Below are 15,742 nucleotides of genomic sequence, written 5' to 3'. Positions count from 1 at the left end.
TTATCAGTAAGATCCGGTAAATACATCAGACTCGCATGCAGTAAACCACTTTTAGGGTTTGGTGAATAGTATCGCCTTGGACCTAAAAAGGCTACAAACTCAATGTGACCCCAAAGTACTGCCAGAATTGACCACTGCCTTAAGAAAGATCATAACCCGTACCGAACTCAACTTAGCCTGAAGACATATAAAACAGGCCGGGGCGTATTAAGTTACCTTATCACCCCGACCTTGATGTACGCTGTGCTATGATTATGTTTTTAAAAGCTCTGGCTGTTGACCTTATTATACGTTATGCCCGCACCTCAGAAAGTGGTGCTGGAACAAGGCTTACTTGACAACAACTGTATCCTGGTTGATCAGCAACTAAAGCAAGTCTTTAACTATTTCCATTGGTGATGGTGAGCAAGCAGCCCTTTTATTTCTCAATACCTTCCCGGGCCGGCACTCCTTGCTGATAATAATGTTTGACCTCTACCATCTGTGTGACCAAGTCGGCAGCCTCGATGACCCGGTCATGAGCCTGAGGGCCGCCGGTCAATACCAGTTCTAAACCTTCAGGTTTGCTGGCGATGAGGTCCAATATGGCCTCAACCGGAATGAGGTGAAAATAGTTGGCGGTGTTGATCTCGTCCAGCACGATGATATCGTATTGCCCCGAGGCTATGGCCTGTTTAGCCTTTTCCAGGCCTGCCATGGCCAGGTCGACAGCTTCCTGTGGCGGCGGGTTGGTCAGCTTTATGAAGCCCTTTTTGCCATACTGTTCGATGGTTATATAAGGGCTGACCATTCTGGCTGAATCCAGTTCAGCATATTCCCCGCCTTTCATGAACTGCCCCACATAGGTCTTTAAGCCTTTGCCCATAGCCCGAAAGGCCAATCCCAAGGCAGCCGTGGTTTTTCCTTTGCAGTTGCCGGTATATACCTGCACATAGCCCCTTTTAAGTAGTTCTTCGTTCATGGTTTACCCCTCTCCTTATCTAATTTTGCTATCTACTCGCATCTAATTCTATTTACCCATGTATTTTATATACCGGCTCCAAAATCCTGCTTTGCTGACCCATTTATTTTGTACAGAAATTAAATCCCCGCTGATCAGTGCCAAAATACATCATACATTTTGCAGCTTTAGGGTTAGCAGGTTGTCGAATAATTCGCCCACAGTGATCATCCCGATGCCCCCTGGCACAGCGCTGGCTATGCTGGCCTTGCCTTTAGCCTCGGGGTGGACATCGCCCAGGATAGCGCCGCTGTCATCCACATTGATGCCGGCGTCCATTATAACGCAGCCTGCACTCACCATTTCGGCAGTTATTAGATTGGCTTGGCCTACCGCGGCAACGATGATATCTGCAGCCCTGGTCTCCGCAGCCAGGTCACGGGTGCGAGTGTGACACAGGGTCACAGTGGCATCTTGTGCGGTCATCATTGCCGCAAGGGGATGGCCCACGATGATGCTGCGCCCCACTATGGTGACCTTTTTGCCGCTGATTTCGACTCCATTGGCTGCCAGCATGCTCATCACCGCTTTAGGAGTCGATGGTCTCACTCCAGGCGCTTTGGTCAACAACTTTCCCAGATTATAGTAATGCAGCCCTTCCACATCTTTATTATAATCGATGGTATGCATCAGTCTGTTGTCATCGATATGCGGGGGCAGGGGTTTCTGTATCATTATCCCGGTAATATCAGGGTTGCTGTTCAATTCCTGAATCACCCGGCAGGCCTCGGCCTGGGTACACTGTTCATCCAGGCGAATTACCTCTACCGGGATGCCGGTATCTCTGCCGAAGTTGACCAAGCTGTTTACATATGATTGCGACGCCTTATCGTCGCCGATCTTCAATATCGCCATCTGCATAGGAAGCATTTCAGCCTGAGCTTTGATGCGGGCTTTCATCTGTTCGCGCAATTCCTTGCCGTATACCAGCATTTCTGTCATCCTCTCCACTGTTGTTGACGTAGTCTTTTCAATTTTATGATATCTTCCTGCAGTCCTTCAAGCGGTGTCTCCACGATCATAGGCAGTTGACCCCAGAAGGGATGGGACAACAATTCAGCAAAACCATCCAGGCCGATAAATCCTTGTCCCACATGGGCGTGCCGGTCGCGATGCGACCCCAGGGCAGTCTGGCAGTCATTGGCATGCAACAACTTGATGCGCTCACGGCCAAAGCTGCAATCTATGTCGTGGAGGATCTGCTCCAGGCCAGCTCTGTTACTGCAATCATAACCTGCTGCATAAGTATGGCAGGTGTCATAGCATATCCCTATTCTATCCTTTAGTTCGACCATCTCCACTATTTCATGTAATTCGGTAAAATCCCTGCCCACTTCGGTGCCCTGCCCGGACATGGTCTCCAGAAGTATAGTAACCAGGCTCGAATCCTGTTTTAGCACCTGATTGAGCAGATGCGCCACCCGGGTGATGGCTTGGGGTGCTGAGCTACTGGTGAATGAGCCGGGATGGAGAACCAGATAATCGGCCCCGATTTGGGCACAGCGCATAAGGTCCTCGGCCACAATGGCGCCAGCCAGATCGTACAAATGCGGGTCTGCTGCGGCCGGGTTGCAAATATAGCTGACATGCACTACCAGCGGGCTGATGCTATGCGCCGCCATCATGCTTTTGAAGTAGCTCAGCTCACTGTCTTTCAACTGGCGGGCTTTGCTGCCACGGGGATTGCGCAAAAAAATCTGCAGGCATTCCAGTTCCAGGTCCAGGGCTTGATCAGCAGTGTTTTTCAAGCCCCGGCCAATGCCCATATGTGCTCCGATCGAACCCATGCTCGTACCTCCTCGATCTTTGTTAGTATGAGCGTCGGGGCTGCGCTTAAACCGCTTGAGCGATAATAATGGCGGTTTAAAAAGCCGCTTCAATATGATTTATCAGCGGGGAGGACTTTAGCAGTATGGCGATCACATCAAAACGGATATTGGAGTAGGCCCGATCAACCGTGGCCAGATAGTATAAGGCCGATTTCCTGATATGATCCTGTTTCCGGCGGGTGACGGCTGCCTGCGGTACTCCGAACCCGGTCCCCCGCCGGGTTTTGACCTCCACAAAGACCAGTTCCTGCTGAATCGAGCAGATGATATCGATCTCCCCGTAGGGGCTGCGATAGTTGCGTTCCAGGATATGATAGCCTTTTCGCTGCAGATATGCGTCTGCTATATTCTCGCCGTGCTTGCCTAAGGTATTGACCATAGTGACCACCATCAATAACGCCGGTCAACGCGGTAAATGAAAGCCAGTATTTCCGCTACCACCTGATACAACTGAGGCGGTATCTCCTCATATAATTGCAAGGCCATGAGGTATTTGACCAGGGTCTGGTTTTCCTCCACCGGAATGTGGTGTTCTGCAGCCAGGGCTTTTATGGTGTCAGCGATATACCCCTGTCCTTTGGCCACTACCACCGGGGCCATATTTTTTTCCTGATCGTAGTACAGGGCCACTGCCTGATTCAAAGCCGTCTTTTCTTCCATAGCCTTTCCCTCCGAGTTGATGCCGGGTACCGCCCAACTAATCAATTGCACTTCTATATCTGGATGTCAACCTTCAGCCATCCTCCCCGCCCTGCTTTGACCGGGGGTTGGGGTGCGATTTTCAGGCTGTCGCTTTCTAGGGCAGGTATGACTTTAAGGCCATAGTCCTTTACCGTATAGCCTAATTCCTGCAGCGCCTGTTCTAATTCCTGCATATAAGGACGCAGCCGCTTTAAGCCCAGCTGGCTGTCTATGACGCCGCGTATTTCGATTTGTTGGCTGCGGTGCCAGGTGACATGGAACAATACCGCTCCCAACCGGGGGGTCTCTAGGGCCACCGCCACTGTGATCTGCTCCTGTTCTCTCAATCCAGATCTTGCAGCATCTCCGCTAATGCGGACTTCACATGGCTGTGTGTCAAGGCCCCACTGCAACGGCAGGGAAAAATAATACTGCGGCGCCTCGTCAGTTGTGGAAGCAGTGAGGTTGATGAGGTGTTGTCCCAACATCTCGCGGCTTAAGCTTTCCAGCTTATTCATTACGGTAATACCGGCCCGGTCTGAAGCCAGGCTTTGATTATGTTTGAGGGTCTCTTCCAGAAGCAACAGCCCTCGCAGCACATCAGGTTGGGAGCGCAGGATTTTTTCTAGGCGCGTGGCAACATCCGGGGATGCCTCTCCAAGATTCAGGGAGAGGGAGGCCAATTCCTGCTTTACCAACGCAAGCAGCCTTTTCAGAGCCTCTTCGGGTAAAAGGCTCTGTACTGCAGGTTGGATTACAGCCGGAGCCGGAGAGGCTTCGATGGCAGAGCCGACCCGAAGGCTGTCTGCCGCGGCAGCCGCATCCGGGGTGAGCATGGCTGTATTGACGGCAGGAGCAGGGCTAGGCGTGGATCCAGGCTGCTGCCCGGGTCCTTTCGCATTATTCCAATCAGACAGTGCCCTCAATACATCTTTAATGAGCATATTCAGATCTGAGCCCGGGCTGGCATATTGCGCCAGGGCCTGTAAGAGCACACTGTCCCGGGGAAATCCGCAGGCGGTTTGAAAGGCCGCTAAATTGATATTTTCCTGGGTAGCAGCACCCAACAGAGCGGTGCTCTTTATCAAGGCCTCCATATTAGGGCGGTTGAGAATCAGGTCATAACTCAATAAATGTTTTGCCATGTTGACATGGCCGGGCTTGGGCGGAATTCCCATCTCCATCAACCGATCAGCGATAAACTGGTCTTGACTATGCTGCGCCTCTGCAGGGGTCATTACTTTCAGCCTCACCCCCCTGGCATCTATTTGGTCCACAGCCAGCAACAGGTGCTGCCCGACTGCCACCGGGACCTGAGCAGCCGCCTCTATGACCCGCCCTTTCAACGACAGCAGGACTATTCCATCTGGGTTGACGGATTTTACCACACCCTGCAGCAACTCCCCCTGACGGAATACAATATCGCCTTCAACTGGCAGGTGAGCCAGTTCAAGACTCGTCCTGTTCAAATAGAGCGGGTTGTTGTACATCATTTCCTCCGCTAAACCAGGTTTTTATAGGATCGAAACTCCTGCGGTGGATATCGCATGGTCCCAGCCGCCACAAGGCTTCTATATGTTCCCGGGTGGCGTAGCCTTTGTGCTTGTCCAGCCCATAGCCGGGATAAAGCTGGTTAAATCCCTCCATCGCCATGTCGCGTTCCACTTTGGCTAAAATAGAAGCACAGGCAATGGAGGCGCTTAGACTGTCACCTTGCACCAGTGCCATTTGCTCAATTTCCAGGTTAGGGAGACGGAGGGCATCGATGAGCAGAAAATCCGGTCGCGGATTGAGGTGGGTAATGCAATGGCTCATGGCTTCACGAGTGGCATTGAGTATGTTCACTTCATCGAGGCGGGTGGGGTATACGCTGGCCACCGTCCAGGCAATGGCATGCTGTTTGATCTCGGCGGCCAGACGATTGCGCTTGATCGCACTCAGTTGTTTGGAATCATTGATGCCAGCCAGGAAAAAGCGGCTCGGCAGGATTACCGCCGCAGCCACCACTGGCCCCGCCAGAGGGCCGCGCCCCACTTCATCAAGGCCGGCGATGATATGATGACCGTTCCGGTAAGCCTGGCGTTCATACTTCATCATCGCCGCCAGCCGTTTTTTCTCTTTCTTAACATCCTCGGGAGTCAATGCTGTAGCTCCTTTTTGATTTCAACTCTTCTTGGTATATCATATAAGCGGTCATGTGACCCTCCAGGATAGCGCTTTTAAATCCCCTGACCCGCAAAGCATCGCCAATCACATATACCGATGACATCATGCGCCGCGCCTGATGATACAGCTGGTTGACAGACCTGTAGCCCGTGGCCGCAATGACCGCTTGCGCCGAGATTTCTCGAGGCTGCTGGGTCGCATCCGCGATCACCACTCCGGTCGGGGTAATTTCCAGCACTTTATGTTTCACCAGCATCATTACACCGCCTGCTTCCAGGCGATTCAACAGATCACGGCGATTTTTTCTTTCCATGTCGGCAGCCAACCGAGAGCGTCCCTCCACGATGGTGATACGGTGCTTGCCATGCTGCAGCAGGAAATCAGCCACTTCACAACCGTTGCTGCCCCCACCTATAATCACCACTTCTTCCCCGGCAACTTCAACTTGGCCGGAGAGGACAGCCTCCAAGCCCAGGCAGCGATCAATGCCGGGCAGCTTAGGAGTCTGAGGCCTGGAGCCGGTGGAGATGATGAGATGATCGGGCTGGCGGTTTTGCAGATCGCCTATCAGGTATTGATGTTCATAAATCTGCTTTACCCCGCTGTTATTCAATTGGCTGGCCAGATACTGGTGAAAATCTTTAAGGCGGTCTTTGTGCGGCGGTGTAGCTGCAAAGCCCAACAGGCCGCCGGGGCAAGATGATTTTTCAAAAAGCGCTACTTCAAATCCCATTTTATCAAGGGTAAGGGCTGCCTGTATCCCTGCCGGGCCGGCACCCACGATGTCCACCCTGGATTTCGCCGCCACCTTGGCTATCCGGGAATTATACTGTTTTTCCCTGCCGGTAGCCGGGTTGACCGTGCAGCTCACCGGCATCCCTGCAAAATGTAGATTAATGCAGCCGTTGCAGCGAATACAAGGCCTAATCTCGTGGACCCTGCCCCGCAGCGCCTTGGCAGGCCATTTGGGATCGGCTAGCAAGCTGCGTCCCAAAAACACCAGGTCGGAGCGCCCCTCAGCCACCACCTGTTCAGCAAAAGCCGGGTTGTGTATCATGCCTCCGGTAACCACCGGGATACGCACATACTGTTTTATCTTCTCAGCCAAATAGACCCGCCAGCCCTCCGGGTAAGACGCCGGTTCAATACTGGTGAGCCCGGATTCATAGGTGCCGCAGGTGCAATTAATAATGTCTGCACCCCGCTTTTCCAGCTCGCTGGCGATAATTGCGCTCTGATCGGGCTGCAACCCTCCTGGGGTGAAATCATCTACGTTGAGGCGCACTGAAATCACCAGATCACTGTGCTGAGCTTTGATCCCGCTGATTATCTCCAGCAGAATGCGCATGCGGTTCTCTAGAGAACCTCCGTATTCATCCTGACGGGTGTTCATCTTCGGTGAAAGAAACTCATTTAACAAATAGCCGTGAGCGGCATGCAGCTCGACCCCGTCCATTCCGGCCCGGTGGGCAAAATCAGCCGCCTGCACAAATTGCGCGATCAGATGTTTTATTTCACTGCGGCTTAGTTCTCTGGGTACTTCCCGGCTTGGAGTCAGCCCCTGTCGGGTCGGAGCTACCGGAGGTACTCCGGTTATCTGGCTGGAGGTCTGCCGCCCGGCATGGAAAAGCTGTATAAGGGCTTTGCAGTCATGCTTCTTGATGGCTTTGGCCAGGCTGGTCAGGCCGGGAATACAACCGGGTTCATCAATGTGTATCTGTCCAACGCCCTCTTTTCCGGTAGGAACATCTACACAGCTGGCCTCAACTACTATAAGACCTGCTCCCCCCCGAGCCCTGGCCTCATAGTACTTAATGACATTTTCATTCACCCTGCCGTTTTGGTCAGCATAGCCGACCAACATCGGCCCCATTACAACACGGTTTTTCAGTGTAATCTGCCCGACACGCAGTTCAGAAAACAAATTCGGATAGCAACCCATCACTTACCCCTTCCTCCTATGGCCTGTCTATATTTTGTGGCCTCTGATATTATATGATTTTTCTCTCTTAAACCATCTATTTCCTTCCCGAATCACATAGAAATGCGAAATCTCCCTCCTATTCGCTAAAAACCGTAACTACCAGCAGCGTTTTACTGTATCTGGGGTGTAAAACAGACTTTAGGGGCAGGCTCTGGGCCTGCCCCTGGACACTGCCGCCGTGATGCGCGGCAATAATTCGCTTCAATTAGATTTTATAACATTATTACGAAAAAACTGGGAAAAGCCCTTTTCTGTATTTGGCTACAATTTAAATTACGTTAACACTCAACAGGCGTTCACCTACCAGGATGCCATCCCAGGATGTGATGCGGATGGTGTAAGTCCCTGGGGCCACCCCGGCGGTGTTCCACCAGTATTGGAAACTGGAACCGGTGCAGCGGAACCGTTGAACCCCATTTATATATAATCCCATGGCTTCAACCTTGACATCATCAGTAGAACTAGAGGCGATTTCCATCGTCTGTCCCCGGGAAATAGTCATTCCCTGTACAGGAGTACTGACCAGGACTACCGGAGCCTTGCCGACAGGCACGGTAGGAGGCGGGGTTACTACTGAACCGCCGCTGCCGACAGTAAAAGTAAGCGGCTGGCTGTATGCAGTACCTGCACTATTGACGGCGTAGGATCTCAACGAATAGTTGCCGTTTGTCAATCCGCCCAGATAATACTGAAACGGTGCATTGGGGGGAATGCTGCCGAAAAAGCGAACCTGTTTCTCGGCACCGCCCAGCGGTTGATATAAGAAACCATATTCAGTGATAGTGCTGCCGCCATTGGATACTACTGTTCCCATCAGGGTCGCAGCACCGGAGATGACATTATTGGCCTGGACGGTTAGGGTGGCCAGGTTTCCGGTTTGGCTGGCTGCCACCTTTACTGTATTGCCATAGGAGGTGCCGGAAGAATTCCGGGCATAAGCTTTTACATAGTAAGTCCGGGCGGGATCATAATCGTCAAGTTCAAAGCTAAAGGTGCGATCCTCATCGATTTTCGTTCCTACCTGTTCCTTATTTGAGGGATCGGAGTTATAGCCCCAGTAGAATCCATACTCCCTGATATCAGAACGACCCCTGTCATCAACGACGCCATAGAATTCAACAAAATCCTTACCAGCTAATGGCGTCTTGGTGGTCACTTCGGGGCGGTCGCTGTATCTTCCGCTGCCACCCTCGTCTTCATCGGTGGTAAAGCTTCTTGTTTGACCGTAAGCAATTCCCTCAGAGTTTCTGGCGTAGGCCTTATAATAGTATTTGGTATCCTCCTCAAGGCCATCAAGTTCATAATCAAAGTCGTCGCCCTCATCAATGTAGTATCCGGCCCGAGCCTTCTTGGTCATCGAACTCTGGCTGGTGCCATAATAAAACCCATGTTCCGTAATGTCGTAACCACCATCGTCATCAATACTGCCGTACAATACTACTTCAGTGCCATACACATCGGCATCTTCAGTTATTACGGTGGGCAAATCTCTGCTGGAACTGCTGCCGGTCTCAAAGGTCCTGACCCTGCTGTAACTGGTTCCGGCAGAGTTCTTTGCATAGGCAGCAAAGTAATAGGTGGTGTCTGGCTCGAGTTCATCGTCAACATACAAACGTTTGGAAAAGTCACGGCCTTCTCCGATTTCGTAGCCAACCCTGACCTTATCCATATCATCTTCATCTTCACCGTAATAGAAACCATACTCGGTTATATCATCTCCTCCGTCGTAATCGACGACACCCTCCAGAATAACATAATCATCCTCTACTTCAGCAAAGTATACGCTCACCTCAGGTTTTTCCACAGCAGCCAACGCTACACCCGCACCTGCACATAAAGTCCACAACAAAAAAGCGCAGCCCAACAAGACTGCAATTCTGGATCTACGGGTTTTCTTCATGAAGCCTGTCCCTCCTTTGACATATACATGTTAATGAAACGCGCGATTTTCATAATTATACATTGATGGAATTTTTGTAGCAATCCGGATTATTCCGGGTAAAAAGCCTTAAGTTGATCCCCCTTTCTGTTTTCATCCTCAAGAGCCTATATATGTATTTACTCAAAAGATTTGAATTACTTGCAGGAGGGCAGGGGGACGTTTGCGTTGTCCCATTGTCGACAAACAAAAAGACCCCGCTGTATGGCTGGGTCTTTTTGCGGGAAATGTAATGCCTTGGTTAGGGCAAAAAGATGCCTTCAGGGTCTACTACTTTGTAGAGTATCTCCAACTGTTTGTAGGTGGGTGGCCTAGTCTCACCTTTGCACTTGGAAATGTCTAAATCGAAGTCGACGTTGTTCCTGACATCTTCTGCGCTGAACCCGGGATGTACCGTATCCAGATACATTATGCCGTTTTCGTCAAATCTGAATATGGCCATGTCAGTAATACAGGCAGTGGGACCGCCATAACTATATTTACCGTAGACTTGCTTTTTTGGCACATATTCATTTTTCGGCCAGTTCCTCACCATCCACCCGGGGGAAGTCACATATTCCAGGCGCTCGCTGAAACGGCGTTTTTCCTGCACCATGATCAAAACCGTCCGCTGTGCGAAAGAGAGGATGTCGGCATTGCCGCCGCTACCGGTAAAACGCTGTTTGGGGCTGGCATGGGTGCCCACATAAGTGGTATTTAAGCTGCCGTACTTATCAATTTCGGCACCGCCCAGGAAACCCAGGGTCACATAACCAGCGTGGAGCTGACCATAGAAGGTTTCGAACAAACCGCCACATTTAGCCGCTTGATAAGCACAGCGGGCATCTCCCACTGAAGTCGGCAAATCAATCGGTCTGCCATCGATGCTGCCGGCCTCATAGATACATGCAGCATTGGGGGCATGTTCGTTCTGAGCCAGGGCAATGGCCAGCATGGGGAGACCTGTACCTGCGAATACCACGTCGCCGTCGATTACTTCTCTGGCAGCAGCAGCAGCCAGCAAGTCCATTGGTTTGAACTCTCCAACTTTTGCGTATTCATTGCTTGCAGTCATTTATCTCGTCCCCCTTTTCACCCTGCTGGAATACCCGGTGGCTTGGCTGGCTCTCAAAGTCTCCAGACGTTTAACACCAAGCTTTTCAAGGTATTCCCAATGATCTTTTACCCCATAAATCCACTCTTCAGCGAATTTGTCAAAGCCATCCTGTGTCTTGGTGCTGGCATTGAAGCTTCTGAGGAAATCAGCATCGGTATCATAATAGAACTGAGATCCGGTGGGATGAGCTGCCCAGGGGCACACTACCACATAATCGACCTCATAGCCGGTGGCGATATTGGCAGCAGGGTCGCGACGCAGGTATTCATCAGGAACGATTTCTTCCGTGATTACTATTACTTTGTCACAAGCTTTAAAAATATCCTGATCGTTATAGCTCTGAGCAAGCACACGCACAGTCCCCTCATTCCCTACCATGGGGGCGTAAATAAGTCCCCAATTCGGTTTGATAGAGGGCATTAACAGCATTTCGCCCATATCATAGAAGGGGTCTTTGTAGACAACATATTTCTCTTTCGGGATCTTAGGATTTTTGCCATCGCGCAGTCCAGCTTTAGCAAAGCCATCATATTCAGGGTTTAAGATGTCTGTGCCCATGGCCAGCGCGGTGGGGAAGAATGGAACGTTGACCGCACCTGCCATTGCCCGGGCAACCGCGTGGCCGTGGCTCAGGTCGTCAACTATAACCTCTCCGGAAACCTGTTTCCTGGACAGGTTGACGCCGGTTTTGCCCAAGATCTCCTGGCCCATCCAGCTGCCTTCCCACAGCCTGACAGCACCGCCACCGACTAACACCTCACTGTGGAATCCACCCTGCACTTCAAACAGGTGCAAATTCTTTTTCCCCTGACGCAGGATTTCATAGCACATGGCTGTGGGCCGACGCCAGATAGTAAAACCGCTAAATGCCAGGCAATCGCCGTCTTGAATAAGCGCGACCGCTTCTTGCAGAGAAAGTTGGTTTATGGTACCCATTACTCTCCTCCTCCTCTTGTTCACGACTTTTTACGTAAAATGACATGTTACATGTGATGATTGAGGCAGGTTTCCGGGATGATACCCGGCCCACATGCAACAGAAAAGGCTACAGAATACAACTGGGTCAGCATGTCTGGCTGAGCCATGAGACGCGGCTATCAATTGGCTTCTGAGCGCTAGTTTCGAACAGAACCAGTGTCTTATATGCTGTTGCTTGCTGCCACCCCCTTACATGATAAAAGCCCCGTCATAATCGACGGGGCTCGGCGGCCCTCCTCAAATGAGGATTTGTTGGTTAGGGATTTTAAGGAACACCATTATCAGTTCAGAACATGACCGGGGTATTTGGCCATGTTCAGATATACTATAAAATAAAAACCACTATAAAAAACAAGACCGGCAAGCTCTTTACCGGTGCTCCAAGGCGCTCTGTTTCTAATCATGAAGAATTAGAAATCTTTAATGCTATGTATTCAGGATTTATCCGACGTGAGTGTCTGACCGGACCTTTCTTACCGCCCTGTCGTCTTTGACTGCTTTCGGTTTGGTGATGTGGACATAATTAGTAAGGCTGTTGACCGTTCCACAACGGGGGCATTTGATCTCCAACTCGCCACAATCCCGAAAACGACAAAGCAACTTGTTGCATTTCTTGCAGCGCAGATCGTTCATTACTATTCTCCACCCCTTACCATCTTACCGCAGGTTTTCTATCTATGTGGCCTGCTTGGCAACATGTACCCTAATACCGCAATAGTCAACTATTATACATTACGCTAAGTAGTGTAGTGCCGGAAAAAATACATTTAATTGTTGATATGTTGACAGAATATAATTAGGCTTTTATATCTCTATGTGGGTGCCCATTTCCTCTATGATTCTATTATCCTTCTTCTCATTATGCAGGATACGGTGCAATTATGCAACAAGTACTTTAGAGCAGACTTCATCTCTTATCCGAACTGGTAGGGTTTTTCCATCCAGGTCCCAGGCGGCTCTTGGTATCATCTGCCACTGACTGCAGCATGGGTATATCCTGGCTGGTAAACACCTTCTCCTCTCCATCGCGGATGCGCTGTATGGTATCTTCCACCGCTACCACCCGAAAACGGGTTTTGCCGTTAAGTTGATAATGATGCGAAAAGGTCGGGGTATAATCGACGCTCTCCAGCCGGGTTTGATTGGTGGAGGAATCCTTGCTGAAATCCATTTTTAAAACAATTCCGCTGTTGCGTTCCTGGCCATTCTGGTGGCTGATGAAATTGCCCATACCGTAGATGACGAATTTGGGTTTACCTGCGACTTCGACCACTTCCATGGTTTGAATCACATGGGGGTGGCTCCCTAGTATAACGTCGGCCCCTGATTCGAGAAACAGCCTGGCCATTGCCTGTTGCTCCTTGGTGGGTTTGGGAGTGTATTCTACACCCCAGTGCAGCACCAGAACTACGACATCCACCTGTGGGCGCAGCGTCTTGATGTCGGCTACGATTTTTTCCCGCTCCAAGAAATTGACCATATATTTATAATCATCCGGCAAGGGGATGCCATTGGTGCTATAGGTATAGGCAATATATCCCACCTTAATGCCGTTTACCTCCTTTATGACCGGTTTTCGGCTATCGGTGGGGGTTGAGTATGTACCCAATGCATCCAGACCGCGGCTCTTCAAAACCTCCATAGTGCGCACGGCCCCGTTTACACCACGGTCCAGAATGTGGTTATGGGCGGTTACCACGATGTCAAATCCGGCATTTTTAAAAGTATCTGCCATGGCATCCGGACTGTTGAACAAGGGATAACCAGTATATACAGCCTGTGCTCCTGCCATGGGAGCTTCAAAGCAGGTGCTGGTGATCTGACCTTGTTCCAGGTATGGTTTGATATCCTCGAAGAAATGGTCGAAGTTGAAGCTATCACCCTCCTGTCCGGCCCAGATCTGAGTATTATGCATCAGACAGTCTCCCGCAGCAGTGATGGTGAGGTGTGGTTTTACCGGCGCTTCAGGCTGCACCGCAACCGGCACTGTGGGCTTATCCCAGAGCGGACCATGATACCAGCTATAAAGATACCATCCGGCCATCATTAGTAGAACAGCCACTAACACAATCGCCAGTTTACGCACTGCAAGTCTCCTTCCGTTGAATACCTCGAACAGTATAAGTTCCAGAGTTCTTTAGCCCTGGTATGTTTTATAATAATGGACTGGCCCCAAAAATGATACTGCCAACTACAGCAGAAATGGGTGAACATGGTCGCTGGTCAACAGGCAAAGAGGCATGGGGACGGTTCTTTTGCCTGCTTTTCGGAGGCATGGGGACGGTTCGAGACCACTGAAAAAGTACCCTTATTAAGCCGCTACTGAGTACTTTTTGAACCATCCCTTTCGGTTAATCAATAATCTGCGTTGCATCAACTGTGCAAAAGTAATATTTAGGCTCTGTGAAGCGGATACCAGCTTGGCTATCCGCTTTAAATTTACCGCTAGGGCCGTTAGTTTGGCCTGAATGCGGATACTTCGTAGACCGTAGCCTTTAGCACGGTCTAATCCGTGGATTCTTTTTAGTTCTGCGTTTTTGGGTTCGATCTTCGCTCGCTTGCGGTATTCGTCAAGGAATTCCTTGGTTTTTGCCCTTTGGCTGTATTCATATAACTCAGGGGTATTGATACTGATGGATAAGATTCGGGCTATTTTTTTGCTCTTGCCTATACACTCAGTCCGACGGGGGCAGTTTCGGCAGCGCTCACGTTCAAAGCTGTAGTCCAGTAGTTTCTGCTTTTTGCCGTTCCGTTCTCGGGTTTTGGATTTTACTTTTACCGTTTCGTTCCCCATAACACAAAACCACTGGTCGCTATCCTTGTTGTAGCTAAACAGTTCTTCATCGATTTTGTAGGCGCTGGCACTTACCGGTATGTAGGCTGAAGCTCCATTTTCCTTGATCAGATTAAGGATATCAGCGCGGAAATAGGCTTTATCACCATATACTCCAGTCACGGTTAGTCCTGATCGCAGGAACTCATTAAGATGATCTTTAAAGTGGAAACCGTCCACATAGTTACCCGGTTCCACGATCATGCTGGTTATTAAACCACCGTCAGTGGTCTGGCATAGCTCTGCCTTGTAGCCATAAAACGATTGGGTCTTGCTTTTGTAGCCTACCCGGGCGTCTTTATCAACCAGGGAACGTATGCCCTTTTGTTCTATGAACAGGTCACTGGCTAAGATCTCCTGGGCTTCCTCTACGGCATGAAGGACTTCTTCTGAGGTATCGTCGCTAACTTGTTCTATCAGTTCTTCCAGATAATCCTTCATAACTTGTTTGGCTTTAACATGGTCTTCTATTTGCGTGTAATCGGGTATTTCAGGTTCTTGCTGGCCCAATGCTTTAAATATGTTCCTGGCCAGATGCTTCATAACTCGCTCCGGCACCTTTTTACTGGTGTTGGCTTCGATATGAGTGGTGTCTATTACGACACCGTTGCTGCTTTTAATAATGCCTCTTTCCACGCATTGCCGTACAATCTCGGTAATGATGGTATCCATACTAATATCCTTAAGGCGTTGGGTGCGAAATTTAGTAAGTAGGCTGGTTTCGGGTAGGGGGTCCTCGGGATTAAGTCCGATGAACCATTTGTAGGCTAGATTTACGCTTAAGTCCTGAATCAGTTGTTCATCTGACAGGTTATACAGGTATTTCAGTATCTGGATTCTTAGCATCATTTCCGGTTCTTTGGCGGGTCTGCCAAAATGTCTGCAATACCGGTCTGCTAATAGTTCATTAACAAAACTGAGGGAGATAGCTGCGTTTATCCGTTTTAGAATGTGATCATCGGGTATCATTTGGTATAATGCGTAGTAGAAGCTGCTTTGTTTAAAGGTGTTTTCGACTAACATAAAAAGCATTCCCTCCGTTTGGTTTATTTTGTTGTGGTGACTTAATTATACCGCAGGTGGGTATGCTTTTTATGTTTTTATTGGACTTTTTCAGTGGTCTCGGACGGTTCTTTTGCCTGTTTTTTTGAGAAAAAACAGGCAAAAGAACCGTCCCCATGCCTCTCCCCATGCCTCTCCCCTGGCGCCAAAACACCCTGCCTTGGCAGGGTGTTT

At 50.0% G+C, this 15,742-nt stretch carries 14 protein-coding genes; all 14 read right to left on the bottom strand.

The window, feature by feature from the left end:
• Nucleotides 1–418: 418 nt before the first annotated feature.
• The 14 genes from AC15IQ_RS12785 to AC15IQ_RS12720 all read right to left on the bottom strand — a co-directional run bounded on the left by AC15IQ_RS12785 (nucleotide 419) and on the right by AC15IQ_RS12720 (nucleotide 15,529).
• Entirely contained in the window at nucleotides 419–961 is a 543-nt protein-coding gene (locus tag AC15IQ_RS12785) for a cob(I)yrinic acid a,c-diamide adenosyltransferase (protein ID WP_483179533.1), read from the bottom strand.
• Between the two features lie 150 nt (nucleotides 962–1,111).
• Nucleotides 1,112–1,933 carry a bifunctional 5,10-methylenetetrahydrofolate dehydrogenase/5,10-methenyltetrahydrofolate cyclohydrolase gene (locus AC15IQ_RS12780; RefSeq protein ID WP_483179532.1) on the bottom strand — a complete coding sequence of 274 codons (822 nt, stop codon included), beginning with the start codon at nucleotides 1,931–1,933 and terminating at the stop codon, nucleotides 1,112–1,114.
• 5 nt (nucleotides 1,934–1,938) lie between these two features.
• Entirely contained in the window at nucleotides 1,939–2,787 is an 849-nt protein-coding gene (locus tag AC15IQ_RS12775) for a deoxyribonuclease IV (RefSeq protein WP_483179531.1), read from the bottom strand.
• 76 nt (nucleotides 2,788–2,863) lie between these two features.
• Nucleotides 2,864–3,220: a YraN family protein gene (locus AC15IQ_RS12770; protein ID WP_483179622.1), complete on the bottom strand. Its 357-nt coding sequence runs from the start codon at nucleotides 3,218–3,220 to the stop codon at nucleotides 2,864–2,866.
• Entirely contained in the window at nucleotides 3,220–3,489 is a 270-nt protein-coding gene (locus AC15IQ_RS12765; protein WP_483179530.1) for an EscU/YscU/HrcU family type III secretion system export apparatus switch protein, read from the bottom strand. The genes AC15IQ_RS12770 and AC15IQ_RS12765 overlap by 1 nt, the downstream gene beginning before the upstream one ends.
• A 53-nt stretch (nucleotides 3,490–3,542) precedes the next feature.
• The gene (locus AC15IQ_RS12760) at nucleotides 3,543–5,003 is read right to left on the bottom strand and encodes a hypothetical protein (protein ID WP_483179529.1); all 1,461 of its coding nucleotides are present in this window, start codon (nucleotides 5,001–5,003) and stop codon (nucleotides 3,543–3,545) included.
• On the bottom strand, nucleotides 4,960–5,652 hold the full coding sequence (locus AC15IQ_RS12755; protein ID WP_483179528.1) for a ribonuclease HII: 693 nt from the start codon (nucleotides 5,650–5,652) through the stop codon (nucleotides 4,960–4,962). Before AC15IQ_RS12755 ends, AC15IQ_RS12760 begins: the two co-directional genes overlap by 44 nt.
• The gene (locus AC15IQ_RS12750; protein ID WP_483179620.1) at nucleotides 5,633–7,618 is read right to left on the bottom strand and encodes an oxidoreductase; all 1,986 of its coding nucleotides are present in this window, start codon (nucleotides 7,616–7,618) and stop codon (nucleotides 5,633–5,635) included. Before AC15IQ_RS12750 ends, AC15IQ_RS12755 begins: the two co-directional genes overlap by 20 nt.
• A 310-nt stretch (nucleotides 7,619–7,928) precedes the next feature.
• Nucleotides 7,929–9,560 carry an Ig-like domain-containing protein gene (locus AC15IQ_RS12745; protein ID WP_483179527.1) on the bottom strand — a complete coding sequence of 544 codons (1,632 nt, stop codon included), beginning with the start codon at nucleotides 9,558–9,560 and terminating at the stop codon, nucleotides 7,929–7,931.
• A gap of 280 nt (nucleotides 9,561–9,840) precedes the next feature.
• Entirely contained in the window at nucleotides 9,841–10,653 is an 813-nt protein-coding gene (locus AC15IQ_RS12740; protein ID WP_483179526.1) for a CoA-transferase subunit beta, read from the bottom strand.
• Nucleotides 10,654–11,631 carry a CoA transferase subunit A gene (locus AC15IQ_RS12735; RefSeq protein WP_483179525.1) on the bottom strand — a complete coding sequence of 326 codons (978 nt, stop codon included), beginning with the start codon at nucleotides 11,629–11,631 and terminating at the stop codon, nucleotides 10,654–10,656.
• Nucleotides 11,632–12,114: 483 nt separating this feature from the next.
• Entirely contained in the window at nucleotides 12,115–12,306 is a 192-nt protein-coding gene (locus AC15IQ_RS12730) for a Com family DNA-binding transcriptional regulator (RefSeq protein ID WP_483179524.1), read from the bottom strand.
• Between the two features lie 274 nt (nucleotides 12,307–12,580).
• Complete coding sequence (locus AC15IQ_RS12725; RefSeq protein WP_483179523.1) at nucleotides 12,581–13,759, bottom strand: CapA family protein; 1,179 nt, start codon at nucleotides 13,757–13,759, stop codon at nucleotides 12,581–12,583.
• Between the two features lie 225 nt (nucleotides 13,760–13,984).
• Nucleotides 13,985–15,529: an IS1182 family transposase gene (locus AC15IQ_RS12720; protein ID WP_483177912.1), complete on the bottom strand. Its 1,545-nt coding sequence runs from the start codon at nucleotides 15,527–15,529 to the stop codon at nucleotides 13,985–13,987.
• Between the last annotated feature and the right edge of the window lie 213 nt (nucleotides 15,530–15,742).

This window comes from Syntrophomonas sp. DTU019 (assembly GCA_913757435.1).
Classification (GTDB): Bacteria; Bacillota; Syntrophomonadia; order Syntrophomonadales; family Syntrophomonadaceae; genus DTU019.
Note: the sequence above shows the minus strand (reverse complement) of the source record. Positions and strands in the feature narration are given on the sequence as shown.

Excerpts from the sequence above, each read along its gene's own strand:
- AC15IQ_RS12770 (WP_483179622.1), bottom strand. The coding sequence starts at position 3,220 with ATGGTGGTCACTATGGTCAATACCTTAGGCAAGCACGGCGAGAATATA.
- AC15IQ_RS12760 (WP_483179529.1), bottom strand. The coding sequence starts at position 5,003 with ATGATGTACAACAACCCGCTCTATTTGAACAGGACGAGTCTTGAACTG.
- AC15IQ_RS12765 (WP_483179530.1), bottom strand. The coding sequence starts at position 3,489 with ATGGAAGAAAAGACGGCTTTGAATCAGGCAGTGGCCCTGTACTACGAT.
- AC15IQ_RS12750 (WP_483179620.1), bottom strand. The coding sequence starts at position 7,618 with ATGGGTTGCTATCCGAATTTGTTTTCTGAACTGCGTGTCGGGCAGATT.
- AC15IQ_RS12735 (WP_483179525.1), bottom strand. The coding sequence starts at position 11,631 with ATGGGTACCATAAACCAACTTTCTCTGCAAGAAGCGGTCGCGCTTATT.
- AC15IQ_RS12775 (WP_483179531.1), bottom strand. The coding sequence starts at position 2,787 with ATGGGTTCGATCGGAGCACATATGGGCATTGGCCGGGGCTTGAAAAAC.
- AC15IQ_RS12720 (WP_483177912.1), bottom strand. The coding sequence starts at position 15,529 with ATGTTAGTCGAAAACACCTTTAAACAAAGCAGCTTCTACTACGCATTA.
- AC15IQ_RS12730 (WP_483179524.1), bottom strand. The coding sequence starts at position 12,306 with ATGAACGATCTGCGCTGCAAGAAATGCAACAAGTTGCTTTGTCGTTTT.
- AC15IQ_RS12745 (WP_483179527.1), bottom strand. The coding sequence starts at position 9,560 with ATGAAGAAAACCCGTAGATCCAGAATTGCAGTCTTGTTGGGCTGCGCT.
- AC15IQ_RS12740 (WP_483179526.1), bottom strand. The coding sequence starts at position 10,653 with ATGACTGCAAGCAATGAATACGCAAAAGTTGGAGAGTTCAAACCAATG.
- AC15IQ_RS12780 (WP_483179532.1), bottom strand. The coding sequence starts at position 1,933 with ATGCTGGTATACGGCAAGGAATTGCGCGAACAGATGAAAGCCCGCATC.
- AC15IQ_RS12785 (WP_483179533.1), bottom strand. The coding sequence starts at position 961 with ATGAACGAAGAACTACTTAAAAGGGGCTATGTGCAGGTATATACCGGC.